Consider the following 26,176-nt stretch of genomic DNA (forward strand, 5'->3'; position numbering starts at 1 on the left):
CGGTGCTCGATCCCCGGCCCGGGGCTTCTTCATTCCTACAAGGAAGTCCGTCATGCGTGAAGGCACCGCCACCCTGATCCGCCGCGCCGATTACGTCGCGCCGATCTTCTGGATCCGCACCGTCGACCTGTGCTTCGACCTCGATCCGGCCAAGACGCTGGTCGCCAGCAAGATGCGCCTGGAACGCAACGCCGCGGTGCCCCACGGCCCCCTGCGCCTGCATGGCGAGGAGCTCAACCTGCTGCGCGTGCTGATCGACGGCGAGAGCGTGTCCTTCCGCCAGGAAGGCCATGAGCTGATCATCGACAACGTGCCCGACGCGGACTTCACGCTCGAGATCCGCAACACCTGCTGCCCGGACAAGAACACGACGCTGTCGGGCCTGTACACCTCCGGCGGCAGCTTCTTCACGCAGTGCGAGGCCGAAGGCTTCCGCCGCATCACCTACTTCCTGGACCGCCCCGACGTGATGGCGGTCTACACGGTGACGATGCGCGCCGACAAGGCCAGATATCCGGTGCTGCTGTCCAACGGCAACCTGGTCGAGTCGGCCACGCTCGACAACGGCCGCCACCTGGCCAAGTGGCACGATCCGTTCCCCAAGCCCAGCTACCTCTTCGCGATGGTCGCCGGCGACCTGGTCGCGCGCGAGCAGCGCATCCGCACCCGCGGCGGCAAGGACCACCTGCTGCAGGTCTACGTCCGCCAGGGCGACCTGGAAAAGACCGAGCATGCGATGAACTCGCTGATCGCGTCGGTCGTCTGGGATGAAGCGCGCTTCAACCTGCCGCTGGATCTGGAGCGCTTCATGGTCGTCGGCGTGTCCGACTTCAACATGGGCGCGATGGAGAACAAGGGGTTGAACATCTTCAACACCTCGGCGCTGCTGGCCTCCCCCGCCACCGCGACCGACGCGGACTTCGCCCGCATCGAGTCCATCGTCGCGCACGAGTACTTCCACAACTGGACCGGCAACCGCGTCACCTGCCGCGACTGGTTCCAGCTGTCGCTCAAGGAAGGCCTGACCGTCTTCCGCGACCAGGAATTCAGCCAGGACATGGCCGCCACGCCGAGCGCGCGCGCGGTCTGCCGCATCGAGGACGTGCGCGCGCTGCGCGCCCGCCAGTTCCCCGAGGATGCCGGCGCGATGGCGCACTCGGTGCGTCCCGACGAGTACGTCGAGATCAACAACTTCTACACCGCGACCGTCTACGAGAAGGGCGCGGAAGTCGTCCGCATGTACCAGACGCTGGTCGGTCGCGACGGTTTCGCCAAGGGCATGGCGCTGTATTTCCAGCGGCATGACGGCCAGGCCGTGACCTGCGACGACTTCGCGCAGGCGATCGCGGACGCGAACCCGGGCTCGCCGCTGACGACGCGCCTGGATGCGTTCAAGCGCTGGTACGCGCAGGCCGGCACGCCGCGCCTGCAGGCCCGTGGCGTGTACGACGCCGCCGCGCAGACCTGGACGCTGACGCTGACGCAATCGAGCGCGGCCTCGCAGGGCCAGACGGCCAAGCTGCCGCAGGTGATCCCCGTGTCGCTGGGTCTGCTGTCGCGCGACGGCCAGTCGCTGCCGCTGATGCAGCAAGGCGTGGACGACGTGGTGGGCGGCGCCGCCGGCGCCACCGACACCGAGCGCGTCCTGGTCCTGGATCAGGTCGAACAGTCCTTCGTCTTCGTCAACGTGCCGTCCGAGCCGGTGCCGTCGCTGCTGCGCGGTTTCTCGGCGCCGGTGGTGCTGGACGACGGCCTGGGCGACGCCGAGCTGCTGGTGCTGCTCAAGCATGACAGCGACGCCTTCAACCGCTGGGAAGCCAGCCAGCGCCTGGCGCTGAACCGCATCCTCGGCGCCGTGCGCTCGGGCCAGCCGCTGGTGCTGGACGCGGCCTACATCGACGCGATGCGCGCGGTGCTGCGTCATCCGGAGCTGGACCCCGCCTTCAAGGCGCTGGCGCTGCAACTGCCCGACGAGGCCTACATCGCCGAGCAGCTCGACGTCGTCGATCCGCAAGCCATCCATGCCGCGGTCGAGGCGGCGCAGACGCAGCTGGCGTCGGCACTGCAGGCCGACTGGGCCTGGGCCTTCGACGCGCATCAGGTCACGACCGGCTACAACCCGGACCCGGTGCAGAGCGGCAAGCGCGCGCTGGTGAACCTGTCGCTGGCGATGCTGGTCCTGAACGCGACCCACACCGGCGACGGCGTGTGGCCGGGCCGCGCTTACCAGCGCTTCAAGGACGCGACCAACATGACCGATCGCATGGGCGCGCTGTCCGCGCTGGTGCAAGCGCACGCGGAGCTGGCCGACAGCGCGCTGGCGCGCTTCCACGCCCAGTTCAAGGGCGAGGCGCTGGTCATCGACAAGTGGTTCGCGCTGCAAGGCCGCGCGGCCGAGCGCGACGGCAAGACCTTCGCCAAGGTCAAGCAGCTGATGAAGCACGCCGACTTCACGCTGAAGAACCCGAACCGCGCGCGCAGCCTGATCTTCTCGCTGACGATGTTCAACCCGGCGGCCTTCCACCGCGCCGACGCGGCGGGCTACGTCTTCTGGGCGGAGCAGGTGCTGGCGCTGGACGCGATCAATCCGCAGGTCGCCGGTCGGCTGGCGCGCGTGATGGACCGCTGGACCGCGCTGGCGCAGCCGTACCGCAGCGCCGCCCGCGAGGCCATCGCCCGCGTCGCCGCCAAGCCGGACCTGTCCAACGACGTGCGCGAGATCATCGAGCGCGCGCTGGCCTCGGACACGCAGCATTGATGCCACGCGCGGCGCACTAGATTTGCAACCATCGGAGTCGTTTCATGAGTCAACGCGTCAGCCTGACCCAATACCTCGTCGAGCAGCAGCGGCTGCACGGCCACATCCCCCAGCAGCTGCGGCTGCTGATCGAGGTGGTCGCGCGGGCCTGCAAGCGCATCGCCATCAGCGTCAACAAGGGCGCGCTGGGTGACGTGCTGGGCACGGCCGGGTCCGAGAACGTGCAGGGCGAGGTCCAGAAGAAGCTGGACATCATCGCCAACGAGGTGCTGATCGAAGCCAACGAGTGGGGCGGCCACCTGGCCGCGATGGCCTCGGAGGAGATGGAGAGCATCCACCTGGTGCCCAACCGTTTCCCGCAGGGCGAGTACCTGCTGATGTTCGACCCGCTGGACGGCTCCAGCAACATCGACGTGAACGTGTCGATCGGGACCATCTTCTCGGTGCTGAAGAAGCCCGAGGGGGCCAAGGGCATCAGCGAGGAGGACTTCCACCAGCCCGGCACCGCGCAGGCGGCGGCGGGGTACTGCGTCTACGGACCGCAGACGACGCTGGTGCTGACGGTGGGCGACGGCGTGGCGATGTTCACGCTGGACCGCGAGCAGGGCTCGTGGGTGCTGACCGCCGACGACGTGAAGATCCCCGCGGACACCAAGGAGTTCGCGATCAACATGTCCAACATGCGGCACTGGGATGAGCCGGTGAAGCGCTACATCGACGAGTGCCTGGCCGGCACGACGGGTCCGCGCGGCAAGGACTTCAACATGCGCTGGATCGCGTCGATGGTGGCGGACGTGCACCGCATCCTGACGCGCGGCGGTGTCTTCCTGTACCCGTGGGACAAGCGCGAGCCCAACAAGGCCGGCAAGCTGCGCCTGATGTACGAGGCCAACCCGATGGCCTTCCTCGTCGAGCAGGCGGGCGGCGCGGCGACCAACGGCCGCCAGCGCATCATGGATCTGCAACCGGGCAAGCTGCACGAGCGCGTCTCGGTCGTGCTCGGCTCGAAGAACGAGGTCGAGCGGGTGACGCAGTACCACCTGGAGGCCGACAAGGCCAAGTGAGCTGACGGATGTGAGGCCCCGTCCGACTCACCCCGGACACCTCACGTCCATCACGCGGAACGCGGAACGCAGAACGCAGAAGGCCGCTCGATGAGCGGCCTTCGTGCTTCTGGACGCCCTCGGGGCTCAGCCCTCAGAACAGACTGCCTTCGTCGCGCTTGTCGTCGCTGCCGTCGTTGCCGCGATCGGCGGCGGCAGGCTTGTCATCGTTCTTGAGCTCGGCGAACTTCCCGGCCATCGTCGGATTGCCCTTGGTCAGCTTCTTGATCGTCACGTCCTGCGCCTTGTCGTTGGCCAGGCGCAGGTTGCGATCGGTGCCGAGCAGGGCCTCCTTGGTCTTCTGGAGATGGTCGATGGACTTGTCGATCTCGTCGATCGCGGTCTGGAAGCGCCGCGACGCGAGTTCGTAGTTCTTCCCGAACGCCGACTTGAAGCTCTCGAGCTGCGTCTCGAAGTGGGTGATGTCGATGTTCTGCGCCTTGACCAGCGCGAGCTCGGTCTTGTACTTGAGCGAGTTCATCGCCGCGTTGCGCAGCAGCGTGATGATGGGCAGGAAGAACTGCGGCCGCACGACGTACATCTTCGGATAACGATGGAACACGTCGACGATGCCGGTGTTGTAGAGCTCGCTCTCCGGCTCGAGCAGGGACACCAGCACCGCGTACTCGCAGCCCTTCTCGACGCGGTCCTTGTCGAGCTCCTTCAGGAAATCCTCGTTGCGGTTCTTCGTGGCAGTGCGGTCGTTCTCGTTCTTCATCTCGAACATGATCGAGACGATCTCCGTGCCGGACTCATCGGCATCGCGGAAGATGTAGTCGCCCTTGCTGCCCGAACGCGCGTCGTTGTCCTTCTCGAAGTAGGCGCGCGGGAAGGCGGTCGCGCGGATGCGGTTGAACTCGGTCTCGCAATGCAGCTCAAGCGTCTCGCCGACCATCTTGGTCGACAGTCGCGCCTTCATGTCGCGCAGGCGCTCGATGGCGTCGTCGCGGTCCTTGATCTGCGTCTCGTACTTGTCCTTGAGCGCCTTCTCGGCGAGCTGTTTCTCCAGCTCGGCGCGCTCAAGCCCGCTGCGGAGCTGATCGCGTTCCTTCTCCACCGCGCCGACGGCCTGCGTCAACGCCAGCTGCTGCGTCAGCCCGATCGCATCGAGCTTCGCCTTCAGCGCCTGGATCTCGGCGTCCTTCGTCGCGGCGGCCTGCTGCGCCTGCTTCTCCAGCACGGTGAGCGCCTCCGTCACCGCGAGCTTGCGCTGGACCTCGCCAGCTTCGAGCCGGGCCTTCAGTTCCTGGATCTCGCCGTCCTTGAGCGCGGCGGCCTTCTGCAGCTCGCTGGCGGTCCTGGCCTGCGCGAGCTCCACGGCGTTGCGCTTGTCCTGCTCGGCCAACGCGAGCCTTTCGTGCAGCTGCCTCTCGAAGTCGGTGTCGCGCACCTGCTTGAGGATGTCGGCGTAGCCAGCCTCGTCGATCTTGAAGGCCTTGTTGCAGTGCGGGCAGATGATTTCATGCATGGGGACTCCCCTTCTCTTGTTCTTCAAAGACGTCGACGATGGCCCGCGCCGCGGCGGCGGGCGCGCATTGCAGCAGCATATGCGGCGCCTCGATATCAACGATGGTGCATCGAGGGTTCCGGGCGGCAATCTCAGTGGCCGCGCTCGCGGCGACCACGCGATCCCGCATCGCCCGCAGGCACAGGATCGGTACGGCGAGGCGAGCCGCCTGCGCTGTCGCATCGAAGGACAGCACTTGGCGCGCTCGATGCGCCATCACCGAGGGCGCCACGCGACTCACCGCGCGATGCAGCGCCTCTTGCAGCGCCTCAGTCGCGAAGCGGCCCAGCAGGGGCACGCTCATCACGGACTTTGGCAGCAGGCGCAAGGGCGTCCAACCCGCCACAGGCTTGAAGAGCGCCAGCGCGCGATTCGGATATTGCGCGAACGACGCAGCGAGCACGACACCGCGAAGGCCGGGCGGACATTCCGCCGCCAGCTTCAATGCGACCGGCCCGGAGAACGACTCACCAAGCAGGATGAATGGCTCGTCGTTGGGCAACGCGATGCGCACGTGCGCGAGGAGCTCGTCGTCATCGAGCCAGCGGTCCACGGGATAACGCACGACCACCGGCCGCAGTCGCGACGGCAAGGCTTTCAGGAACGGCTCGAACAGATCGCCGGTCCCGTCCATGCCGGGCAGCAGCACCAAGGCGGTCATCGATTCAGAAGAATGTCCGCACGCCGCCGATGACGCGGTAGCTGTCGTCGACCGTGTAGAGCAATGGCCATTTGTCGAAGGTCGTGCATGGATGGCCGACGCCGAACGCGATCATGTCGCCGACCTGCAGCATCAGCGTGCCGCCCTCCCCGCCGGCATCGACGTACGCGTGCTGATCGTTCAGCTTCGTGACCGCCCAGTCGGCGGGTGTCGCCCGCGGCGCGTCATGCAGGCCGCGGCGGTACCACCACAGCGGTTGCGGCAGGCAGGCGTCGTAGCTCAAGTCGCGGCGGCCGGCGGTGCAGATCGCGCGGCCCGGCTCGGGCACCGACTGCACGTAGGCCCAGACCTCGATCGCGTTGCGCAGGCCGGGGCCTTCGCCCCACAGCGCGCCGGCGCGCTGGCGCATGCGGTCCTGCATGCGCTCGTACTGCAGGCTGTCGTGGCTGAGGTAGCAACCGCTGCGCAGCACCACGCGCAAGGCGTGGCCGGTGCCCGCGGCCTCCACCGAGGCCAGCGTCTTCGCCGCCATGTCGAAGAACGCCGAGCCGCCCGCGGTCAGCAGCACCTCGTCCGCGGCGAACCAGCCTTCGGCGCAGCCCAGTCGCGTCAATTCCGCGACCGTCTCGATCATCGTCAGCGCGCCGAGCTCCACGCGCGCCGTGTCCGCGCCGCTGTAGACGCCTTCGAACGCCTCGACGCCGCGCAGCGTGATCGTCGGCGCGGCATCGCGGATGAGGCGGCCCAGCGTGGCGCCCTCCTCCATCGTGCGGACGCCCGTGCGTCCGCCCGGCGTGCCGACTTCCAGCAGCACCTGGAGCGGTCGCTTCAAGCCACGTTCGACCGCGGCGCGGCGCAACAGGTCCAGGCCCGCGGCGGAATCGACCAGCAGATAGAAATCGACATCAGGGGCGGCTTCCAGCTCGCGGAACACGAGGTCCAGATCCGCCTTGCCGATCAGCTGATTCGCGAGCAGCACGCGCGGCACGCCGAAGCGCCGGTAGGTGCGCACATGCGCCGCGGTCGCCGCCGTCATGCCCCAGGCACCTTCGTCGAACTGGCGTTGGAACAGCTGCGGCGCCATCGTCGTCTTGCCGTGCGGCGCGAGGCTGACGCCGGCGCGCGCGGTGAACTCGCGCATCCAGCGCGCGTTGTGCGTCAGCGCGGAGTCCTTCAGGATTGCCGCCGGCAGCGGCAGGTCGCCGTCCAGCAGCGAAAGCCCCAGCGCGCCGAGCCCGCCCAGCGGCACGCCCTCAGCGACCGCGGGCAGGCCCTTGAGCGTGCCGGGCAGCGGCTCGGCCTCGAGGGCCGAGAGGGTGAGCGTCACCGGCGCGTGGCCGGGCTGATCGTCGTGGTCGTGTGGGCTCATGGCGCGCCATGTTGCCACCGTCGGCGGGCGCCGGTGGCGCGACGCGCCCGCCAGATGCGGCGCGTCTGGCCCTCCCGGCGGCTGGCGCCGGGGATCACGAGCGGTCGCGCGTGGGCCGCCGCTCAGTTCGCCAAACGCTGCCGGCGACGCTGCCAGAACAGCACGCCGCCCGCGGCGAACGCCAGCGCGAGCGAGTCCGGCTCCGGCACCTCGGCCGCGCGAAACGCGATCGAGTCGACCTTCAGCGCGCTCCAGACATACGGATCCTCGGTCTGCTGCACGCCGAAGAAGATCGACCACAGCCCGCCCTGCGCGAAGGTGTAGGACGAGACATTGCCGCGCAGGTCGACGACCGCTTCCGTGCTCCCGTTGAAGGCGACGAAAAAGGCGTTGTCGACATTCCCGGGAGAGCCCACATTGCCCGAGGCAACTTCACCCAGCCGCTGCGAGACCCAGTCCAGCGTGTCGCCGGCCTCGACGTTGACGTCCTGCGCAATGAAGCCGCCGCGCATGTAGCGCCCCGCCACGTTCTGCGAGAAGAAGGTCGGCGCACCCGCACCCGACGGGCTGAACTGCACCGGCAGCGGACAGGCGACGTTCCAGATGTCGGACGCGCAGGTCACGTTCTGGTTCAGCGGCCACGTCGAGATCGCCACGATCAGCGCCGAGTTGTTGCCGGCCAGCGCTGGATAGCCGTTGCCGGCGTTGACGATGGCGGTCGAGGATCCGTTGACGTTGGCCCCGGTGGCGTACCACCCGCTCAGGCTGCCGCCCTCGAAGTCGCCGTTCACCACGGCGGCGCCATGCGCCGACAGGGCCGCAGCCGCGCTCAACAGCGCGACGCTCAATGCTCGTTTCATGTCACTCTCCCTTGATCGCGACGCGCGACATGCGCGACGGCGGGATGCTAGAAAGCCGCTCCGACGGCGGACATCCTCAAGGGTGATGAGACCTGTCCCCCATCGAAGGTGTCGACCCGATGCCCGGGACACCAAAGGTGGGAGTGCCTTGGGACTGAAGCCCCGCCGCATGTGCGCCGCAAAAGAAAAAGCCGCTTGGGAACCCAAGCGGCTTTTCCAGATTGGTGCCGATGAAGAGAGTCGAACTCCCGACCTTCGCATTACGAATGCGCTGCTCTACCAACTGAGCTACATCGGCGCTGTCGCGAACAACAGAGTCTGAGACTATAGCCGAGATTTTCGACGTCGACAACTTCCGCACCCACGTCGCACGCAGGCAACGTCAGCCGCCGATTCATTCCTCGCCCAGATTCGCCTGCACGCGCTTCAGCAACGCGGCGAGCTGCGTCTGCTCGTCCGCGCTCAGACCGGCCAGTGCCTGCACCGACACCTGCCGCGCCTGCCGCTTCAGTTCGCGCTGCACCGTCAGGCCCGCGTCGCTGACCCGCAGCCGCACCTGGCGGCGGTCGACCTCGTCGGTCTGCGCTTCGAGCAGTCCCTTGTCGCGCAAGGTCTTGATCAGCCGCGCCAGTTGCGCCTTGTCCCGCCCGCTGTGCGCCGCCAGGTCGCTCTGCGTCGCATCCGGGTGCCGCTCGAAGAAGAACAGCACCTTGCCTTCCATGTGCGTGATGTCCTGCGGGCCGTCGCGCAGGAAGCGGTACTGCAGCGCGCGGTAGCGGTGCATCACCGAATGCACCAGCTCCAGCACGTCGTCGTCCTTGCCCCTCCGGCCAGTGGTGTTAGTTGACATTGTCAATCGTTCCGTCGCAAGATGGATGACATTGTCAACGAAACAGAGACCACCGGCAATGAAGCCCGATCCGCTGAACACCCCCACTGCTTCCTCCACCCTCTCCACCGCTGCGGCGCCAGCCGCCGAGCCCGCCGCGAGCCGCGTCCAGCGCGTGCGTCACGAACTCAAGCGCCGCGAGCTGACCGTGACCGGCGTCGACGACGTGACGCCGAACTTCCGCCGCGTGACGCTGACCGGCGACTCGCTGGCCGACTTCGTCAGCGCCTCCTTCGACGACCATGTGAAGTTGATCTTCGCGCCCGACGCCGACGGCACTCCGGTCATGCGCGACTACACGCCGCGCCGCTTCGACAACGCGGCACGCGAGCTGGTCATCGAGTTCGCCCAGCACGGCGACGGCCCCGCCGCGGCCTGGGCCGCGCAGGCGCAGCCGGGCCACACGCTGACCGTCGGCGGTCCGCGCGGCTCCTTCATCATTCCGACGGACTTCGCCTGGCACCTGCTGGTCGGCGACGAGACCGCCCTCCCCGCCGTCGCGCGCCGCCTCGAGGAACTGCCGTCCAGCGCGCGCGTCGTCGCGCTGCTGAACGTGCCGGAAAACGATCGCCGCCGCTTCGACACCCGCGCCGATCTCGACCTGCGCTGGGTCGACGGGGACGACGCACTGCTGGCCGCCGCCCGCGCACTGACGCTGCCGTCCGGCGAGGGCTACGCCTGGTGCGCCGGCGAAGCCGCGGCGATGGCCGCGGTGCGCCGCATCCTCGTCGACGAGAAGGGTCACGATCGCCATGCGATCCGGGCCTCGGCCTACTGGAAGCGCGGCGCCAGCCATCATCACGAGCATCTGGAGTGAACGGCCGGGGGCCGCGACGCGGGTGGGACGGCGAGGCGGACGATGAGGCGGACGGCGTGCCGCCTCACTTTCGCTTCACACGTGCGTGGCACACTGCCCCGCATGTCTGAAGTCCTGCACGACCCGCGCTGGCGCAACGCCTGGCGCCTCCTCTTCCTGGCGGTGGTGGTCGGCGCGAGCTGGCTCGCGTTCTCACCACATCCGCCGCCCTCGGCCGACCTGGGCTGGGACAAGGCGAACCACTTCACCGCCTTCGGCACGCTCGCCGTCATCGGCATGCAGTGCTTCGCCGCCGGCCCGCGCCGCCGTTGGATCGTGCTGGCGATGCTGCTCGCCTACGGCGTCCTGATCGAACTCGTCCAGTCGCAGATCCCCGGCCGCGACGCTGACGCGCAGGACGTGCTGGCCGACATGATCGGCGCCGTCATCGGCGTCGCCGTGCACGCGCTGATCCTGCGCCTGCTCACGCCCCGGGCGACTCCGGCTCGCTGAACTCCCGGCGCGACATCGCGATCGCGACCGCCTGCGCGCGGTTGTTCGCGCCCAGCTTGCGCAGGATCTTGCGCACGTGGTTCTTGACCGTGAACATGCTGATGCCCAGCTGGATCGCGATCCCTTCATTGCTGAGACCCGCGCGCAGACCCTCGACGATCTGCTGCTCGCGCGGCGTCACCAGCGACCCGGCGCGACGCGGCAAGGCCTGACCCCGCGCCTGCAGCCGCGCGCGCCGCCAGGCCGCGTGCAGCGCCGGCGTCAGCAGCTCCAGGCGGCGCAGGTGGTCGTCCTGCCAGCCCTCGCCCGCGAACAGGAACAGGCTCTGCGGCCGCTCGCCATCGGCGGCCACGCCGTGCAGGGCCAGTTCCCGCAAGCCGGCTTCCAGCAGCGGCTGGAACAGGGCCAGGTCCGATTCCCGCGCGAGGTCGATGTGCAGCGGCCGCCGACCATCGCCCCAGCGTCGGACCAGGTGCAGCCACAGGCCGTGATCGGCCGATTCGAGCTGCGTGTGCAGCCCGTCGCCGATGGGCTTCAGGTGGAAAAGCTGCGCCGTCAGGCGCGGCGACGGCGGCTGGTCGCCGACGCAGACCATCAGCCGGTGCGGCAGCAGCGGCTGCAGGCGGCTCTGGCTCCAGACGAAGAACTGCGCCGGGGTCGCCGGCTGTCGCGCGCTCCACAGCGCCTCCAGCAGGCGCTCGGCGAGCACGTGGTCCTGCAGCCAGGACAAGGGCAGGCCGTCCCCGTCGACCCCGCCGTGGAGCGGCAGGCCCATCGCCGGCAGCGCCGACGATGATGCCGGCGGCGCCACGGCAGGCGAAGCGGTCGAGGGCAGCAGCGGCGGCAGCGACGAGGAGATCGAGGGCGGCATCATGGGCATGGGCAAAGGCGTGAGCCGGGTCGCCGTCAGCCTGCCCGCGCGGCATGACGCGCCGATGAATCGCATGAATCGCGGCAGCGGCCTGCGCGGGTACCCGATTTGCCCTACCTGACATCGGGTGGCAGTTGAGCCGTCCCGCCGTGGTCTGGCAAGCGGCCCACGCCGGACGCGGACACGGCAAATCGGCTACCGTTGTCGTTCGGGCCTTCCTCCCCCTGGGGCCTGCAGGAGTTGCTTGCATGTCGGATCACGATCTGCCGCTGGTGCGGCGCGATCTCGCGCGCCGTTTCGAAGCGGTCCGGCGCCACACCTTGACGCTGGCCGAGCCGCTGTCCGCCGAGGACCAGGCCGCGCAGTCGATGCCGGACGCGAGTCCGGCCAAATGGCACCAGGCGCACACGAGCTGGTTCTTCGAGGCGCTGCTGCTGCGCCCGCATCTGCCGGACTACCGGCCGCTGGACGAGTCCTTCCACTTCCTCTTCAACTCGTATTACGAAGGCCTCGGGCCGCGTCACCCGCGCCCGCAGCGCGGCCTGCTGACGCGCCCGTCGCTGGACGAGGTGCGCGCCTACCGCCGCCATGTGGACACGCACATCCAGCAGCTGATCGCGCGCTGCAGCGACGCCCAGTGGCAAGAGATCGCGCCGACGCTGGAACTCGGCCTGCATCACGAGCAGCAGCACCAGGAACTGCTGTTGACCGATGCGCTGCACCTGCTGTCCTGCCATCCGTGGCGGCCGGCGCTGATCGACGCCCCCCCCGCGCCGATCGTGGGCGGCACCAGCGAATGGCTGCGCCATGACGGCGGCCTCGTCGACATCGGCCACGACACGCGCCCCGCCGGCACAGCGTCGACGGGCTTCGCCTTCGACAATGAAGGACCGCGACATCGCGTCTGGCTCGAGCCCTTCGAGATCGCGAGCCGCCTCGTGACCTGCGGCGACTTCCAGCGCTTCATCGACGACGGCGGCTACCGCGAGCCGCGCTGGTGGTTGTCCGACGGCTGGGCCACGGTCCAGCAGCACGGCTGGAGAGCCCCGCTGTACTGGGTGGACGACAGCGACGGCGACGGCGCCGGATCGCGCTGGTCGGTCTTCGGCCTGCACGGACTGCGTCCGATGGATCCCGCCGCGCCGGTGATGCAGCTCAGCTTCTACGAAGCCGCCGCGTATGCGGAATGGGCCGGCGCACGACTGCCGAGCGAGCCGGAATGGGAAGCCGCCTCGACGCTGCCCGGCATGGCGCAGCTCGACGACCAGGCCTGGCAGTGGACGCGTTCGGCCTATCACCCCTATCCCGGCTTCCGGCCCATGGACGGGGCCGCGTCCGAATACAACGGCAAGTTCATGGTCGGCCAGCTGGTGCTGCGCGGCGGCAGCCTCGCGACGCCGCCCGGCCACACGCGCCGGACCTACCGCAACTTCTTTCCGCCGGCGGCGCGCTGGCAGTTCACCGGGCTGAGACTGGCCCGCGATGCGCGCCCGCGCACGGAGACCCCCGCATGAGCAGTTTCGCCGAGGACCTTCACGCGGCGCTCGCCGGCCCCGAGCACGCGATCTCCCCCAAGTACTTCTACGACGCGCAGGGCTCGGCCCTCTTCGAGCAGATCTGCGAACTGCCCGAGTACTACCCGACGCGCACCGAGCTTGCGCTGCTGAAACGGCATGCCGATGAATTCGCCGCACGCATGGGCCCGGGCGCGCAGCTGATCGAGTACGGCGCCGGCGCGCTCGTGAAGGTGCGCCTGCTGCTGGAACGCGCGGAGCAGCTGCACAGCTTCGTCCCGGTGGACATCTCCGGTCCTCATCTGCTGGCGGCCTGCGAGTCGCTGCAGCGCGAGCAGCCGGCGCTGCGCATCCTGCCGGTGGTGGCGGACTTCACCCGCATGCATGTGCTGCCCGATGCGCCGGCGGACGGGCGACGCGTCGGATTCTTCCCGGGATCCAGCATCGGCAACTTCAACCCGGACGAGGCGCTGGAGTTCCTGCGCCTGCTGCGCGAGGAACTCGACGGCGGGGCGCTGCTGATCGGCGTGGATCTGATCAAGGATCCGGCCCGGCTGCATGCGGCCTACAACGACGCGCAAGGCGTGACGGCGCGCTTCAACCTGAACCTGCTGCGTCACGCCCAGCGCGAACTGAAGCTGGAATGCGATCCGAGCGGCTTCGACCACTACGCGTTCTACGACCCGCGCAAGCACCGCATCGAGATGCACCTGATGCCCCGCGGCGAGCAGCACCTGCAGCTGCAAGGGCGCCGCTACACGCTGGTGCCGGGCGAGAGCCTGCACACCGAGAATTCCTACAAGTACAGCGTGGAGACCTTCCAGGCGCTGGCGCGGGAAGCCGGGTTCAAGCCGTCAGCGCATTGGACGGACGATCAGCGCTGGTTCAGCCTGCATTGGCTGGAGGCTTGAAGGCAGAAGGCGGAATCGGTTCGATCCCCCGGGGGATCGGAGGGCGTCTTCGTTCAGACGCGACGGGCCGTCAGGCGTCGTAGCCGTACACGTCCGCGAGCTTGCTCAGCAGCGCGGGCTCGTCCTTCGGCGAGAAGAAGTACGGGAACAGCGTGCGGGAGCGGCTGTCCTCGTCCTCGTTCAGCGATCCGCCGAACTTCTCCACCTTCTTGCGGCCGTAGGCCAGCGACAGGCTCATCAGCACCGCCGGCGCGCCGACGCTGCGGTGCAGGCGCTCTTCACCATGCGGCTGGAAGTCCAGCATGCGGCGGTAGAAGGCCTTGTGGCGGGGATTGACCTCGATCACCAGGAACTCGGCACCCCAGTGGTGGGCCGCATGCAGGTAGGCCAGGTGGAACAGGCTGGCCAGCACCAGCTTGGACGGACCATCCGGATCGGCGGCCAGCCGCGTGAATTCGCACAGCTGCCAGCCTTGCTGGCGCATGCCGGCCATCTCGGCCGGGAAACTCTGGTCCGCGGCCAGGTTGCCGCTGTCACGCCGCAACCCCAGCGTGGACACCAGCCGGCCTTCCCAATACGCCCCCAGCGTCACGTCCGCGGAACGGCTGAGCCTGTAACCCCGTGACGCGTACCGGCGCTCCAGCAGCGCGTGGCCGGTGCCTTCCATCAGCGCACGGATCTCGATGCGTCCGAACTCGGTATCGCGGGAAACGAGCTCCACGGAATCGGAGCGGACAAACGACATCTCCGAACCAATGGACTGCAGCGCCTGCAAAGGGCTTGCGGGCGCTTCCATTTCAATGTTCGACATGCGAGATTCGTCGCTCATTCCCAACTCCAGACTGCTTGGTTATCAAAGGCGAGTCTATGGCCCACTCAAAGTAATTACTGCAGGTCGCTACGATAGTTAACAAATGCGACCCTCGTCTTACGGGTCTGTCCCGGGTTCGAGCGCGGGTCAATCCCTTGCCAGGACGAAACCCCGCATTTGAGGGAATTCCGTTACATAGCGGGCACCTACGGGGAATACAGCGCCGGGCCTCGCCAGCGTGTGTATTCATCGAATCCCGAGCCCCGCGGCGAGGCGCCTCCCGGCGCCCCATTTGTTGCAGGTGTAACTGGATGCTTTTCGTTCAAATGCCGAATTCATGGGACAGCCCACCCCCACTTTTTTGCGGAAATCCATACGGCATCTGGGGATATTTGTCGCGTCAGGCGCGATTTGACCGCTGAGCGATCACAAAGTTCGTATCGCGTTGCGTCTTGCTGCCGGTCGTGAGACCAGTCACGAACCGGTCAGGTGCACGGTTGCGCAGCCAGCGCATCCAGACGTTGACGCGCCTCTGCCATCAAAGCCTCGACACGGCCATCGGCCTGCGCTGCGATGGCATCCAGGTCGAACATGGCGGCCAGTTCGATAGGCGAAATTGCCATCGCCGGCAGATCGCCGACGTCGATGGCCGTGCGCAGCAGCTGCTCCAGCGACCCCTCGCCCTGGCGCACCCGGTGGATCAGGTCGCGGATCATCGCGCCCGTGCGCTGACGCCCGAGCCGCGGCATCAGCAGATGCTCGAGGCGCTCGCTGGCCACCAGCCCCTGGCGTTCCAGGACATGCGCGCGCATCCGGTCGACGCGGATGACCGGTTCGGCCAGCGCGCGGTTGAGCGCCTGCACCGCCGCATGCGCGCCGCCCATCAGCCCGCTCCACTCGGCCAGCTCGGCCTGATGCTGGCCCAGCCCGCGTTCGTGCTCCGGCGTCATGCAGCTCATCAGCCCGGCGACCCGCTGCGGCGCGCGCTGCACCGCCGCCATCGCCTGCAGCGCCGCGACCGGGTTCTTCTTGTGCGGCATCGACAGGCAGGCGCCGTAGCCCTCGCCCGGCGGTTCGTGGAGTTCGTCGACCTCGGCCTGCGCCATCAGCGCGAAGTCCTGCGCCAGCTTGCCGAGGTTGCCGCAGAGCAGGCCCACCTCCAGGCCGAGTCGCAGCCAGCGGTCGCGCTGCGTGTGCCAGCACATGTCGGGCCGCGGCAGCGAGAGCTCGGCGGCGACGGCGGTCAGCATGTCGTCGGCGCGGTCGCCCATCGCGTCCAGCGTGCCGACGGCACCGCCCAGTTGCAGCAGCAGCGAGGCACAACCCTGCTCACGCAGCCGTTCGGCGCTGCGCAGCAGCGGCATCAACCAGTTCATGAGCTTGTAGCGCAGGCTGATCACCTGCGCCGGCTGCATCATCGTGCGGCCCAGCATCGGCACGGCGGCGTGGCGTTCCGCCAGATCCAGCAACCGGCCGCAGAGCTGCTGCAGGTCATCGTCGACGAGGCGCAGCGCCTCGCGGGTGCGCAGCACCATCGCGGTGTCGACGAGGTCCTGCGCGGACGCGCCGCGATGCACGTAGACCGCGGCGGCGGGGTCGAACAGCGCCACCGTCTCGCGCAGGCGCTGCACGACCGGCAGCGCCAGGTTGCCGCTGTGCGGCGCGGCGGCGATCAGGGCCGGCACGTCGTAGAGCTCGGCCCGGCACAGGCTGGCGATGGCCTGCGCCGCCGGCGCGGGAATCAAGCCCACGCGCGCCGCGGAACGGGCCAGCGCGGCCTCCACATCCATCATCGACTGGACCACCGCGGTCGGCGAGAACACCGATTCCATCGCGGTGGACGACAAAAAAGCCTCGAACAGCATCCAACGTCCTTTAAGGACTTCCGATGCTATCGAGGCTCCCGCGTACGCCGTACTCAAGCAAACCCGCTTGGGGTTTGTCTCAGCCGGTGATCGCCCGCCGAATCGGGCTCAGTTCGCCGGCACGTACATCTGGGCCAGACGGCTCATCAGACGCAGCGACAGGCGATGCATCGTGATGACCTCCAGCAGGCCGTTGCGATGCAGCTCGACGACCTTCGCGTCGGGCAGCTCGGCCAGGGCCTTCTCATTGATGGTCAGGAAGCCGTCCACGTCGAGCTTCTCGCCGCTGGGCAGCTGCGCCTCGAAGCGCATGTCCTGCAGCAGGTCCAGGTCCTGCAGCAGCTCGCAGGCCTGGCGGGTGCGCTCGGCCTCGCGCTCGAAGTCCTCGCAGAACTGCTTGGCGTTGAGCAGCAGCTCGGTGGGTTCGCCGTCCGCCTTGAACAGCGGCTCGCCATCGTCACCGGCCTCGGAGAAGGCGCCCGAACCCAGGTCCAGGCACAGCGCCATGTCGGAGGTGCTTTCCTCGATGCGCGCCATGGCGAAGGGCCAGCGCCGGATGTAGGCGGGCACGTAGCGGCCGGTCCACTGGCCGTCCTTGATGAACAGGTTGCTGCCTTGCCTCAGGCCGAACACGGCCAGCGGGGCCACCGCCGGACGCTGGCCGTCGGTCGCCTGCCCGACGCGCACGAACACCACCGGGTATTCGAGGCTGGCGTCGGCGAACTCGGCCACGGCGACGAACAGCGAGTTCAGCTGCGTCACGCGGTCCAGGACCGGGGCGCCGATCTTCATGCGCGTGTTCTTGTGCTGCACCCGGTCCACGGGGACCAGGTTTTCATACATCGGGGGGTTGCTCATTGATTCACTCCATCGTCCGCCAGTCGCGAGACCAGCACCTTGTCCACACGCTTGCCGTCGAGGTCGACCACCTCGAATCTCCACGCGTCCCACTCCGCCACATCGGCCGTGCGCGGCAAGCGCCCCAACAGCAGCATCACCATGCCGGCCAGGGTGTTGTAGCGCCCACGGTCCTCCTCGGGCAGTTCCTTCAGATCCAGGCGGTCCTTCAGCTCGGTGACGGGGATCAGGCCGTCCATCAGCCAGCTGCCGTCCTCGCGCTGGACCGCCCAGGCGTCCTCGCCATCGGACGAGTTGAACTCGCCCGCGATGGCTTCCAGGACGTCGCGCATCGCGACGACGCCCTGCACTTCGCCGTATTCGTCGACGACGAACACGAGCGGGGTTTCCGCGCCGCGCATGTGCGCGAGCAGTTCCATGCCGGACAGCGTCTCGGGCACGAAGACCGGCGGCTCCAGGCCGGTCGACAGGTCCATCGATTCCCCGGCCAGCGAGCGCGCCAGCAGATTCTGCGCGCTGACCGTGCCGACCACGTCGTGCAGCCCGCCCCGGCAGACCGGATAGCGGCTGTAGCCGTGCGCGCGCAGGATCTGCAGCATCTGGTCGGGGCGGTCGCTGATGTCCAGCCACGCGATCTCGGCGCGCGGGATCATCATCGAGCCGATCTGGCGCTCGTCCAGGCGGAACACGTTGCGCACCATCTGGTGCTCGTGTTCCTCGATGACGCCGGCGTCCAGGCCTTCCTCGAGGCTGGCGGCGATCTCCTCTTCCGTCACCGCGCGGTTGGCGCGGCCGCCCATGCCCAGCAGCTTCAGCGTGAACTCGGTGCAGAAGCTCAGCAGCTTGACGAAGGGCCGCGTCACCAGCGACATGATCTCCATCGGCGGCGCGACCAGGCGCGCGACGTTCTCCGGGTACATCTGGCCGAGGCGCTTGGGCACGAGCTCGCCGAAGATGATGGTCACGAAGGTCAGCACCAGCACGACCAGACCGGTGGCGGTGATGTCGGCGGCACGGGAGCTCAGCGGGGTGCTGGCGCGCAGCACGTCGGCCAGCGGGCCGGAGAAGGCGGCCTCGCCGACGATGCCGTTGAGCACGCCGATCGAGGTGATGCCGATCTGCACCGTGGACAGGAACTTGGTGGGGTTCTCGTGCAGGTCCATCGCGGCCTGCGCGCCCGCTTCCCCGCTTTCCACCATCACTTGCAAGCGTGCCTTGCGGGAAGCCGTGAGGGCCATCTCCGACATGGCGAACAAACCGTTGAGCAGGATCAGGAAGAGAACTAGGGCGGTATCCATTGACAGCGCGGACCGGGTACTAACCCCGAGTCGCGCCCAAAACACAAGGTCGGCAAGGTTAGCAGAGCCTGTGTGACATCGGCACCGCAAAATCCCGCTATGCATTACCTCATCGGCGATCTCCAAGGCTGTTGCGACGCGCTGGCGCGTCTCCTGGAAAAGATCGATTTCTCCCCGTCCCGCGACCGGCTCTACCTCCTGGGGGACCTCGTCAATCGCGGCCCCGATTCCCTCACGACGCTGCGTCGCCTGCAGTCGCTGGGCGATGCGGCGCAATGCCTGCTCGGCAACCACGACCTGCACCTGCTCGCGACGGCGGCGGGGGTGCGGGCCCCGCACAAAGGGGACACACTGGACGCGATCCTGCAGGCGCCCGACCGCGAGGCGCTGCTGGAGTGGATGCGCCGGCAGCGGCTGGCGATGCGCGCGCAGGGCTGGCTGATGGTGCACGCCGGCGTGGTGCCGCAATGGGACGCGGACCAGACGCTGGCGCTGGCCGACGAGGTGCACGCGCTGCTGCGCGGTCCGGAGCTGGCGGAGTTCCTGCCGCAGATGTACGGCAACGAGCCGGACCGGTGGAAGGACGATCTGACGGGCGCGCCGCGGCTGCGTTTCATCATCAACGTGCTGACGCGGATCCGCTTCTGCAACGCGAAGGGCCGGCTGGACTTCAAGACGAAGGAAGGCCTGGGCACGGCGCCCGAAGGCTTCATGCCCTGGTTCGAGGTGCCGGAGCGCCGCACGGCGGGGCATCCGATCGCGTTCGGGCACTGGTCGACGCTGGGGCTGGTGCAGCGGCCGGACCTGCTGGCGCTGGACACGGGCTGCGTCTGGGGCGGCGCGCTGACGGCCGCGCGCGTGGCCGACGGCCAGGCGCTGGAAATCATCCAGGTGGACTGCGTGCAGGCGAAGAAGCCGGGAGCGGACTGAGCCGCCCGGGCCGCGCATACAATGCGCGCCTTCTTCCAGGAGATGTGGCCGAGTGGTTTAAGGCAGCGGTCTTGAAAACCGCCGAGGGTTCGCGCCCTCCGTGAGTTCGAATCTCACCGTCTCCGCCATCCATGAACGCCCGCACGTCCGCTCGCCCCCCTGCCCTGCTCGCCCTCATCGGCGGCAACGAGGACCGGCTGACGCCGGGTGCCGTGCTGCGCGAACTGATCGCGGCCTGTCATGACACGCACGCCGTGCGGACGCCGCTCCAGGTCGTCGTCCTCAGCACCGCCAGCGGCGAACCGGACCTGCTCTGGTCCCAGTACGAACCGGCCTTCCGTGCGCTCGGCGCGACGCCGCAGTGGCTCGATCCGCGCGATCGCGACGCGGCCGGCCGCGACGACACCCTCGATGCCGTGCGGGCGGCGGACCTGCTCTTCATGACCGGCGGCGACCAGGAACGGCTCGTCGACGTGATCATCGACACGCCGCTGCACGCCCTCGTCCGCGAGCGCCACCGCGCCGGCGAGCTCGCCATCGCCGGCACCAGCGCCGGGGCCTCCGCGCTCGGCGCGCACATGCCGGTCGGCGATCTCGACGAGCAGTTCGCCGGTCCGCCGCGGGCCTTGCATCGCGCCCTCGGGCTGATGCCGGCGCTCGTCATCGATCAGCACTTCGCGCAGCGCAAGCGCCATGCGCGGCTGCTGCACCTCGTGTCGCTCGATCCGTGCCGGCTCGGCGTCGGCATCGACGAGGACACCGCCCTGCTCATCCGCCCCGATGTGAGCCTGCGCGTCGTCGGCAGCGGCGCGGCGACGGTCATCGACGCCGCCCGCGCCAGCGATCGACGCGAGCCCGCCGGGATCATCGCGCTGGAGAACCTGGGCTTCCATCTGCTCGCATCGGGCGCGTCGCTGACCTTTGGCGACCCCACGGTGCCGGCGCATCTGCAGCGCGTGCTGCAGACGATCGCCGCCTCGGCGTCCCTGCGAGACTGACGCGCGACGCTCCGACGGGCGCTTCGCCGATCAGGCGGCGATGTGCGCCGCGAAGCCGGTGAGGCCCGGTGCGACCTCGTCGGCGAGTTCGTGCCCGTCGGGATAGTCCCCGCCGTTCTGCGCGCGGAACGCCACGGGCGCTTCATCGAAGACATGGACCAGACGTGCGCGCCACGCGGCGGCGGCCGCTTCGACCGCCTCAGGCGTCATCCGTCCCGCCCCATGCACCGCATGCGTCTTCAGCACCGACATGCCGGGATAGAACAAGGTGCCATGCGTGATCGGGAACAGCAGCTGATCGATCGGCCCGTTGATCCCGCGCGGCGCGTAGTCCGCGGCCGGTCCTCCGGTCGTCACCGACACCATCGCGCGCCGGCCTTCGAAGCCGCCTTCGCCGTAACGCAGCCGATTGCCCTGGCCGTTGCGGCCGTAGGCCAGGCCGCGCGCCCAGACGCGATCGATCCAGCCCTTCATGATCGCCGGCATGCCGAACCACCACAACGGGAACTGCAGGATCACCAGATCCGCGGCGAGCAGCTTGCGCTGCTCGTCGACGACGTCGGCCGGCTGGTGCCCCTGCTCGAAGGCGTGGCCGGACTCGCGCACGAAGTCCAGGCGTCCGGTGTCGGCGCGGACGGGAAAGTCCTGCTCGTCGTAGACGGCCTTCCAGCCCATCGCATAGAGGTCGGACTGCAGCACCTCGTGGCCCGCGGCGCGCAGCGTCTGCCCGGCGACGTCGACCAGCGTGCGCGTCAGCGAGGTCGGCTCGGGTTGTGCATGGACGATCAGCACGGTCTTGCGATCGGGGAAGTCGGTGTCAGGGGAACGGGTCATGTCGGGCTCCGGAAATCGAAGTGGATCGGGAATGAACGTCAGTCTGACGATCCCCGAGCCATCCGTGAAATCACGTCTTCTCTGTCCTACCATTGATGGCATGGATACCAGCCGCCTCGACCTGAACCTGCTCGTGACGCTCGAAGCGCTGCTGACCGAGCGCAACGTGACCCGCGCCGCCGCGCGCCTCAGCCTGAGCCAGCCGGCGGTGAGCGCGCAGCTCGCGCGGCTGCGCGACGTCTTCGAGGATCCGCTGCTGCTCCCCGCGCAGCGCGGCATGACGCCGACAGCGAAGGCGCTGTCGCTGCTGGAGCCGCTGCGCCAGGCGCTGGATCAGGTGCGCGGCGTGGCGACTTCGCATCTGAACTTCGACCCGGCCACCGCCGACCTCACGGTCACGATCGCCGCCTCCGACTACCTGCAGGCGAGCGTCCTGCAGCCGCTGGTGCTGCGCCTGCGCCGCGAGGCGCCCAACGTGCGCATCGCCGTCCGGCACATGGATCCGAGCCAGCACGCCGCGCAGATGGCGCGCGGCGATATCGACCTCGGGCTGATGCAGCCCATCGAGGCCGCGCCCAGCCTGCGCATGCGCGCGCTGTTCCACGAGCGCTACGTGCTGATCGCGCGCCGGGGCCACCCGGCCCTGGACGGAAAGGTCGGCGGAAAGCAGAGCGGAAAACAGGTCGGAAAGCCCGGCGGCAAGCTGAGCGCCAAGGCCTTCGCCAAACTCGAGCAGGTCATCGTCTCGCCGGCCGGTGGCGCGTTCTCCACGCCGGTCGACCAGGCCCTGGCCGGACTCGGCCTGAAGCGTCAGGTCGTGCTCTCCGCGGCCTCCTTCCTCTTCGTGCCGGACATCGTCAGCCGCTCCGAGCTCGTGGCCCTGGTGCCCGAGCGTCTGGTCAAGGGCCGCGCGGCCGGCCTGCTGGTGCTCCCACCGCCGCTGCCGATCGACGGCTTCGACATCGCCATGGTCTGGCACGAGCGCAACCAGGGCCATGCCGCCCAGCGATGGCTGCGCGACCAGGTCCACGCCGTGGCCGCCTCTCGCGCAAAACCTGACACCGGCGGCGCCGAGTCGTGAAATCCGTCGCACCGCGGTGGGTACCTCCTGGCGTTTGCCCCAAGGGCTCGCTCACATCCTGATACGAACATCCGCCCCGCGAGGTGTGAGCGGTCCCGCCACGAGGACCGCCGCCGCGCCCAAGGGAGAACCAGGATGGAACACGTCACCGGACCGACCGGATTCCGAAAGATCTATGCGGGCTGCGACCGCGCCATGCTGCTGATCCTGGCGGTCAGCTGGCTGCTGGCGCTGGGGTTGGGCTGGCGCTACGCGCAGATCGGCCTCGCCGCGGGCCTGGGCACGACCCTCCTGGCGGGCGCCGCGCTGATCTACGCGGCCGCGCCCGGCGCCATCGTCACCCGGATGGCATTGACCTCCGCGCAGGCGCTGATGGTGATGCTGCACATCCACCTCGGCGGCGGGATGGTGGAGCTGCACTTCGGCGTCTTCGTGACGCTGGCCTACCTGCTGATGTACCGCGACTGGCGCGTGCTCGTGCTCGGCGCGGCGCTCTTCGCGGTGCATCACCTGCTCTTCGACCGGCTGCTGGCCGCGGGCTTCGGCACCTATTGCCTGAGCGAGCCGGATTTCGGACGCATCGTGCTGCACGCCGCCTACGTCGTCGCGCAGACCGGCATCGAGCTGGTCATGGCCGCCCACATGCGCCGCAACACCAAGGAAGGCCTGGAGCTGCACGACCTCGTGCGCGCGCTCGGCAGCCGCGACGACCGCCTCGCGCTGGACGTCGGCCACGTGAAGGCCAGCACGCCGGCGGGCGTCCGCATCAAGGAATCGCTGCAACGGCTCAACGCGGCGATGGCCCGCGTGCGGGACGCCTCGCTGCACATCGGCAGCGCATCGACACAGATCGCCGCCGGCAACACCGACCTGTCGGGTCGCACCGAACAGGCGGCCGCCAGCCTGCAGGAGACGGCCGCCTCCGTGCAGCAGCTGGCCGCCACCGTGCGCCAGACCGCCGACGCGGCGCAGCAGGCCCGCGAGCTGGCGGATCAGGCCATGCGCGTGGCCGACGCCGGCGGTGGCGCCGTGACGCGCGTCGTCTCGACGATGGAGGAGATCCATCGCGCCTCGGGCCGCATCGCCGACATCATCGGCGTCATCGACGGCCTGGCCTTCCAGACCAACATCCTGGCGCTCAACGCGGCCGTCGAGGCAGCGCGCGCCGGCGAGCAGGGCCGCGGCTTCGCCGTCGTGGCGGCGGAGGTCCGCACGCTGGCGCAACGCTCGGCGCAGGCGGCCAGGGAGATCAAGTCGCTGATCGGTGCCTCGACCGAGCAGGTCGGCGCCGGCGCGACGCTGGTGCAGGACGCCGGTCGCACGATGGTCGACATCGTCGGCGCGGTCCAGCGCGTGGCCGCGCTGATCAACGACATCGCCGACGCCGCCAGCGAGCAGCGCCGCGATTTCGGACGCATCGACGCGGCCGTCGCGCAGCTCGACGAGATGACCCAGCGCAACGCGGCGCTGGTCGTCGAGTCCGCCTCGGCGGCCACGACGCTCGACGAGCATGCCAGCCAGCTGACGCGTGTCGTCGGCGCCTTCGACCTCGGCAAGGCGTAGCGAATCAACGACGCGGCGACGTCATCACAACGTACGTCAAACGCATGCATAACGCCTGCTTGACTTGAAGCTGTCAGCAAGCTGTCCAAGCCCCTGCAATGAGTCATCGCTGCGCAGAAATGCGTACGACACGCGGGGGCCGCGCCGGAACCATGGGCACATCTCGATACCTCCCCGGTGTGCCATGACCCTCAACCGTTCGCTTGCACGAGGCCTGTTCCTCGCCGCGGTGGCCCTGTTCTTCGGACTGGGCGCCCTGCGTTATCCCATCGGCCGCATGGACCATGCCGGTCCCGGCATGTTCCCGCTGATGATCAGCGTCCTGCTGGGCCTGGTGGCGCTGTCCACCATCGTGCGCGGCATCGTCGCCGGCGGCCCCGGCCTCGAGTTCAAGGTCAAGAACATCGGCCTGATCCTGGCCGCGCTGTGCGCGTTCTCGCTGACCTCGCGTTTCCTCAACATGTCCGCCGGCATCGTCGTGATGGTCTTCATCGCCACGGCCGCCGGCAGCAGCTACTCCTGGAAGCGCAACGTGGTGATCTCGATCGGCCTGCTGGCCATCGCCTTCGCCTTCCAGAAGTTCCTCGGCCTCAACCTGCCGCTGCTGTAAGGCACCGATCATGGAAATCCTGCACAACCTCGCCTTCGGCTTCGAGCACGCGCTGACCTGGCAGAACCTGATGTTCTGCGCGATCGGCTGCGTCGTCGGCACCCTCGTGGGCCTGCTGCCGGGCCTGGGCCCGCTGGCCACGATCAGCGTGCTGCTGCCGCTGACCTACTCCATCCCCGTCAACGGCGCGCTGATCATGCTCGCCGGCATCTACTACGGCGCGCAGTACGGCGACAGCGTCAGCGCCATCACGATGAAGATCCCGCATGCCAGCTCCATCGTGGCCTGCATCGACGGGTACCAGATGACCTTGAAGGGGAAGACAGGTCTTGCCCTGTTCACTGCGGGCATCTCGAGCTTCATCGGCGGCACCGTCGCCATCATCGTGCTGGCCTGCCTGGCGCCGACGCTGGGCGAGGTGGCCTTCCTGTTCGGCCCGGCCGACTACTGCTCGCTGATGCTGCTGGGCTTCCTCTGCGTGAGCTTCGTGACCACCGGCAGCCTGCTCAACGGGCTGGCGATGTGCCTGATCGGCGTGCTCTTCGGCCAGATCGGCACCGACGTCAACAGCGGCATGGAGCGCTACACCTTCGACATGCCCTTCCTCGCGGAAGGCGTGGGCCTGGTGAGCATCGCGCTGGGCTGCTTCGGCATCGCCGAGATCTCCAAGAACCTGGACGCCAAGAACGAGCGCACGCCCTTCAACGGCAAGATCCACCTGATGCCGACCTGGCCCGAGTTCAAGCGCATCATCCCGAGCGCGCTGCGCGGCAGCGTGGTGGGCTCGATCCTGGGCATCCTGCCCGGCGGCGGCCCGACGATCGCGCAGTTCGCGGCCTACGCCGTCGACAAGAAGGTCAGCAAGTACCGCCACGAGATCGGCGACGGCGCCATCGAGGGCGTGGCCGGCCAGGCCGCGGCCGACGAGGCGGCCGCGCGCACCAGCTTCATCCCGCTGATGAGCATCGGCATCCCGGAGAACCCGGTGATGGCGCTGATGATGGCCGCGTTCATCATCAAGGGCATCCAGCCGGGACCCAACATGATCGCCGGACACCCGGACATCTTCTGGGGCCTGGTCGCCTCGATGTGGGTGGGCAACGTGTTCCTGGTCGTGCTGAACGTGCCGCTGGTGCGCTACTGGCTGTCGGTCTTCAAGATCCCGTACAACGTGCTGTTCCCGTCGATCCTGTTCTTCTGCTGCATCGGCACCTTCAGCGTCAACAACAACCTGGACGACATCTTCGTCACCGCGGCCTTCGGCCTGGCCGGCTACATCTTCATGCGGCTGGACATGGACCCCGCGCCGTTGATGCTGGGCTTCATCCTGGGCCCGATGCTGGAAGAGAACTTCCGCCGCGCGATGCTGATCAGCCGCGGCCACTTCGACGTCTTCGTGCAGCGCCCGATCAGCGCGACGCTGCTGGGGATCATCTCGGTCTTCATCGTGTGGCAGTTCATCGCGTTCATCCTGGCCAACCGCAAGGGCGCCAAGCCGGCCGGCGGTCATGACGACGACGACACCAAGGGCAAGGACGGCGGCGGGGTGACGCCGCAGGTGGCTTGATTCATCCCC

The 26,176-nt window shown here is 68.6% G+C and carries 23 protein-coding genes and 2 tRNA genes; 13 read left to right on the forward strand and 12 right to left on the reverse strand.

Annotated features, from left to right (window positions below; translation table 11 throughout):
• Positions 1 to 52 precede the first annotated feature (52 nt).
• Both pepN and AC07PR_RS14365 read left to right on the forward strand, forming a co-directional pair.
• Positions 53 to 2,758, forward strand: coding sequence for an aminopeptidase N (pepN, locus tag AC07PR_RS14360; protein ID WP_495135687.1), 2,706 nt, complete (start codon positions 53 to 55; stop codon positions 2,756 to 2,758).
• Positions 2,759 to 2,802: 44 nt separating this feature from the next.
• Positions 2,803 to 3,822, forward strand: coding sequence for a class 1 fructose-bisphosphatase (locus AC07PR_RS14365; RefSeq protein ID WP_088408768.1), 1,020 nt, complete (start codon positions 2,803 to 2,805; stop codon positions 3,820 to 3,822).
• 133 nt (positions 3,823 to 3,955) lie between these two features.
• Here AC07PR_RS14365 and AC07PR_RS14370 read toward each other — a convergent pair whose 3' ends face one another.
• From AC07PR_RS14370 to AC07PR_RS14395, 6 genes are all read right to left on the reverse strand, one after another.
• On the reverse strand, positions 3,956 to 5,329 hold the full coding sequence (locus tag AC07PR_RS14370; RefSeq protein WP_495135688.1) for a DUF2130 domain-containing protein: 1,374 nt from the start codon (positions 5,327 to 5,329) through the stop codon (positions 3,956 to 3,958).
• The gene (locus tag AC07PR_RS14375; RefSeq protein WP_495135961.1) at positions 5,322 to 6,017 is read right to left on the reverse strand and encodes a serine aminopeptidase domain-containing protein; all 696 of its coding nucleotides are present in this window, start codon (positions 6,015 to 6,017) and stop codon (positions 5,322 to 5,324) included. Before AC07PR_RS14375 ends, AC07PR_RS14370 begins: the two co-directional genes overlap by 8 nt.
• 16 nt (positions 6,018 to 6,033) lie before the next feature.
• Entirely contained in the window at positions 6,034 to 7,398 is a 1,365-nt protein-coding gene (locus tag AC07PR_RS14380) for an alanine racemase (RefSeq protein WP_377156914.1), read from the reverse strand.
• A 122-nt stretch (positions 7,399 to 7,520) separates the two neighbouring features.
• Complete coding sequence (locus AC07PR_RS14385; protein ID WP_483109173.1) at positions 7,521 to 8,258, reverse strand: hypothetical protein; 738 nt, start codon at positions 8,256 to 8,258, stop codon at positions 7,521 to 7,523.
• A gap of 222 nt (positions 8,259 to 8,480) precedes the next feature.
• Positions 8,481 to 8,556, reverse strand: a tRNA-Thr gene (locus AC07PR_RS14390).
• 96 nt (positions 8,557 to 8,652) lie between these two features.
• Complete coding sequence (locus AC07PR_RS14395; RefSeq protein ID WP_377156917.1) at positions 8,653 to 9,108, reverse strand: MarR family winged helix-turn-helix transcriptional regulator; 456 nt, start codon at positions 9,106 to 9,108, stop codon at positions 8,653 to 8,655.
• Between the two features lie 58 nt (positions 9,109 to 9,166).
• Between AC07PR_RS14395 and AC07PR_RS14400 the strand changes: the two genes are divergently transcribed.
• Positions 9,167 to 9,964: a siderophore-interacting protein gene (locus AC07PR_RS14400; RefSeq protein WP_495135689.1), complete on the forward strand. Its 798-nt coding sequence runs from the start codon at positions 9,167 to 9,169 to the stop codon at positions 9,962 to 9,964.
• A 102-nt stretch (positions 9,965 to 10,066) separates the two neighbouring features.
• The gene (locus tag AC07PR_RS14405; protein ID WP_377156919.1) at positions 10,067 to 10,456 is read left to right on the forward strand and encodes a VanZ family protein; all 390 of its coding nucleotides are present in this window, start codon (positions 10,067 to 10,069) and stop codon (positions 10,454 to 10,456) included.
• Here the strand turns inward: AC07PR_RS14405 and AC07PR_RS14410 are convergent.
• Entirely contained in the window at positions 10,428 to 11,336 is a 909-nt protein-coding gene (locus tag AC07PR_RS14410) for a helix-turn-helix transcriptional regulator (RefSeq protein WP_495135690.1), read from the reverse strand. The two genes, AC07PR_RS14405 and AC07PR_RS14410, sit on opposite strands and share 29 nt — an antisense overlap.
• Before the next feature lie 239 nt (positions 11,337 to 11,575).
• Here AC07PR_RS14410 and egtB point away from each other — a divergent pair, with 239 nt between their 5' ends.
• The gene (egtB, locus tag AC07PR_RS14415) at positions 11,576 to 12,841 is read left to right on the forward strand and encodes an ergothioneine biosynthesis protein EgtB (protein WP_495135691.1); all 1,266 of its coding nucleotides are present in this window, start codon (positions 11,576 to 11,578) and stop codon (positions 12,839 to 12,841) included.
• Positions 12,838 to 13,752 carry an L-histidine N(alpha)-methyltransferase gene (gene egtD / locus AC07PR_RS14420; RefSeq protein ID WP_377156925.1) on the forward strand — a complete coding sequence of 305 codons (915 nt, stop codon included), beginning with the start codon at positions 12,838 to 12,840 and terminating at the stop codon, positions 13,750 to 13,752. The genes egtB and egtD overlap by 4 nt, the downstream gene beginning before the upstream one ends.
• A gap of 70 nt (positions 13,753 to 13,822) precedes the next feature.
• On the opposite strand, the gene AC07PR_RS14425 is transcribed toward egtD, so the two are convergent.
• The 4 genes from AC07PR_RS14425 to AC07PR_RS14440 form a co-directional block, all read right to left on the reverse strand.
• Entirely contained in the window at positions 13,823 to 14,563 is a 741-nt protein-coding gene (locus tag AC07PR_RS14425) for an N-acyl amino acid synthase FeeM domain-containing protein (RefSeq protein WP_495135692.1), read from the reverse strand.
• Positions 14,564 to 15,048: 485 nt separating this feature from the next.
• A complete protein-coding gene (locus AC07PR_RS14430) occupies positions 15,049 to 16,428 on the reverse strand; it encodes a lyase family protein (protein ID WP_377156928.1) in 1,380 nt (459 codons plus the stop codon).
• A gap of 108 nt (positions 16,429 to 16,536) precedes the next feature.
• Positions 16,537 to 17,286, reverse strand: coding sequence for a SapC family protein (locus AC07PR_RS14435; RefSeq protein ID WP_431102130.1), 750 nt, complete (start codon positions 17,284 to 17,286; stop codon positions 16,537 to 16,539).
• Positions 17,283 to 18,584 (reverse strand): hemolysin family protein, encoded by a 1,302-nt coding sequence (locus AC07PR_RS14440; RefSeq protein WP_377156932.1) that lies wholly within the window; start codon positions 18,582 to 18,584, stop codon positions 17,283 to 17,285. Before AC07PR_RS14440 ends, AC07PR_RS14435 begins: the two co-directional genes overlap by 4 nt.
• 99 nt (positions 18,585 to 18,683) lie before the next feature.
• Here AC07PR_RS14440 and AC07PR_RS14445 point away from each other — a divergent pair, with 99 nt between their 5' ends.
• From AC07PR_RS14445 to AC07PR_RS14455, 3 genes are all read left to right on the forward strand, one after another.
• Complete coding sequence (locus tag AC07PR_RS14445; protein ID WP_495135693.1) at positions 18,684 to 19,514, forward strand: symmetrical bis(5'-nucleosyl)-tetraphosphatase; 831 nt, start codon at positions 18,684 to 18,686, stop codon at positions 19,512 to 19,514.
• Positions 19,515 to 19,552: 38 nt separating this feature from the next.
• A tRNA-Ser gene (locus AC07PR_RS14450) sits at positions 19,553 to 19,642 on the forward strand.
• Positions 19,643 to 19,645: 3 nt separating this feature from the next.
• A complete protein-coding gene (locus tag AC07PR_RS14455) occupies positions 19,646 to 20,512 on the forward strand; it encodes a cyanophycinase (RefSeq protein ID WP_495135694.1) in 867 nt (288 codons plus the stop codon).
• A gap of 30 nt (positions 20,513 to 20,542) precedes the next feature.
• Here AC07PR_RS14455 and AC07PR_RS14460 read toward each other — a convergent pair whose 3' ends face one another.
• A complete protein-coding gene (locus tag AC07PR_RS14460; RefSeq protein WP_483109161.1) occupies positions 20,543 to 21,346 on the reverse strand; it encodes an NAD(P)H-dependent oxidoreductase in 804 nt (267 codons plus the stop codon).
• A 100-nt stretch (positions 21,347 to 21,446) separates the two neighbouring features.
• Between AC07PR_RS14460 and AC07PR_RS14465 the strand changes: the two genes are divergently transcribed.
• The 4 genes from AC07PR_RS14465 (at position 21,447) to AC07PR_RS14480 (ending at position 26,167) form a co-directional block, all read left to right on the forward strand.
• A complete protein-coding gene (locus AC07PR_RS14465) occupies positions 21,447 to 22,427 on the forward strand; it encodes a LysR substrate-binding domain-containing protein (protein WP_495135695.1) in 981 nt (326 codons plus the stop codon).
• Between the two features lie 135 nt (positions 22,428 to 22,562).
• Positions 22,563 to 23,990, forward strand: coding sequence for a methyl-accepting chemotaxis protein (locus tag AC07PR_RS14470; protein WP_495135696.1), 1,428 nt, complete (start codon positions 22,563 to 22,565; stop codon positions 23,988 to 23,990).
• 184 nt (positions 23,991 to 24,174) lie between these two features.
• Positions 24,175 to 24,600: a tripartite tricarboxylate transporter TctB family protein gene (locus AC07PR_RS14475; RefSeq protein ID WP_377156939.1), complete on the forward strand. Its 426-nt coding sequence runs from the start codon at positions 24,175 to 24,177 to the stop codon at positions 24,598 to 24,600.
• A 10-nt stretch (positions 24,601 to 24,610) separates the two neighbouring features.
• Positions 24,611 to 26,167: a tripartite tricarboxylate transporter permease gene (locus tag AC07PR_RS14480; RefSeq protein ID WP_377156941.1), complete on the forward strand. Its 1,557-nt coding sequence runs from the start codon at positions 24,611 to 24,613 to the stop codon at positions 26,165 to 26,167.
• Positions 26,168 to 26,176: the final 9 nt, after the last annotated feature.

It is taken from the genome of Roseateles sp. GW821-FHT09H11 (assembly GCF_059415845.1).

What these genes read in the sequence shown, in the direction of transcription:
- pepN (WP_495135687.1), top strand. Translation starts at nt 53, where the DNA reads ATGCGTGAAGGCACCGCCACCCTGATCCGCCGCGCCGATTACGTCGCG.
- AC07PR_RS14365 (WP_088408768.1), top strand. Translation starts at nt 2,803, where the DNA reads ATGAGTCAACGCGTCAGCCTGACCCAATACCTCGTCGAGCAGCAGCGG.
- AC07PR_RS14370 (WP_495135688.1), bottom strand. Translation starts at nt 5,329, where the DNA reads ATGCATGAAATCATCTGCCCGCACTGCAACAAGGCCTTCAAGATCGAC.
- AC07PR_RS14380 (WP_377156914.1), bottom strand. Translation starts at nt 7,398, where the DNA reads ATGAGCCCACACGACCACGACGATCAGCCCGGCCACGCGCCGGTGACG.
- AC07PR_RS14385 (WP_483109173.1), bottom strand. Translation starts at nt 8,258, where the DNA reads ATGAAACGAGCATTGAGCGTCGCGCTGTTGAGCGCGGCTGCGGCCCTG.
- AC07PR_RS14395 (WP_377156917.1), bottom strand. Translation starts at nt 9,108, where the DNA reads ATGTCAACTAACACCACTGGCCGGAGGGGCAAGGACGACGACGTGCTG.
- AC07PR_RS14400 (WP_495135689.1), top strand. Translation starts at nt 9,167, where the DNA reads ATGAAGCCCGATCCGCTGAACACCCCCACTGCTTCCTCCACCCTCTCC.
- AC07PR_RS14405 (WP_377156919.1), top strand. Translation starts at nt 10,067, where the DNA reads ATGTCTGAAGTCCTGCACGACCCGCGCTGGCGCAACGCCTGGCGCCTC.
- AC07PR_RS14410 (WP_495135690.1), bottom strand. Translation starts at nt 11,336, where the DNA reads ATGCCCATGATGCCGCCCTCGATCTCCTCGTCGCTGCCGCCGCTGCTG.
- egtB (WP_495135691.1), top strand. Translation starts at nt 11,576, where the DNA reads ATGTCGGATCACGATCTGCCGCTGGTGCGGCGCGATCTCGCGCGCCGT.
- egtD (WP_377156925.1), top strand. Translation starts at nt 12,838, where the DNA reads ATGAGCAGTTTCGCCGAGGACCTTCACGCGGCGCTCGCCGGCCCCGAG.
- AC07PR_RS14425 (WP_495135692.1), bottom strand. Translation starts at nt 14,563, where the DNA reads ATGTCGAACATTGAAATGGAAGCGCCCGCAAGCCCTTTGCAGGCGCTG.
- AC07PR_RS14430 (WP_377156928.1), bottom strand. Translation starts at nt 16,428, where the DNA reads ATGCTGTTCGAGGCTTTTTTGTCGTCCACCGCGATGGAATCGGTGTTC.
- AC07PR_RS14435 (WP_431102130.1), bottom strand. Translation starts at nt 17,286, where the DNA reads ATGAGCAACCCCCCGATGTATGAAAACCTGGTCCCCGTGGACCGGGTG.
- AC07PR_RS14440 (WP_377156932.1), bottom strand. Translation starts at nt 18,584, where the DNA reads ATGGATACCGCCCTAGTTCTCTTCCTGATCCTGCTCAACGGTTTGTTC.
- AC07PR_RS14445 (WP_495135693.1), top strand. Translation starts at nt 18,684, where the DNA reads ATGCATTACCTCATCGGCGATCTCCAAGGCTGTTGCGACGCGCTGGCG.
- AC07PR_RS14455 (WP_495135694.1), top strand. Translation starts at nt 19,646, where the DNA reads ATGAACGCCCGCACGTCCGCTCGCCCCCCTGCCCTGCTCGCCCTCATC.
- AC07PR_RS14460 (WP_483109161.1), bottom strand. Translation starts at nt 21,346, where the DNA reads ATGACCCGTTCCCCTGACACCGACTTCCCCGATCGCAAGACCGTGCTG.
- AC07PR_RS14465 (WP_495135695.1), top strand. Translation starts at nt 21,447, where the DNA reads ATGGATACCAGCCGCCTCGACCTGAACCTGCTCGTGACGCTCGAAGCG.
- AC07PR_RS14470 (WP_495135696.1), top strand. Translation starts at nt 22,563, where the DNA reads ATGGAACACGTCACCGGACCGACCGGATTCCGAAAGATCTATGCGGGC.
- AC07PR_RS14475 (WP_377156939.1), top strand. Translation starts at nt 24,175, where the DNA reads ATGACCCTCAACCGTTCGCTTGCACGAGGCCTGTTCCTCGCCGCGGTG.
- AC07PR_RS14480 (WP_377156941.1), top strand. Translation starts at nt 24,611, where the DNA reads ATGGAAATCCTGCACAACCTCGCCTTCGGCTTCGAGCACGCGCTGACC.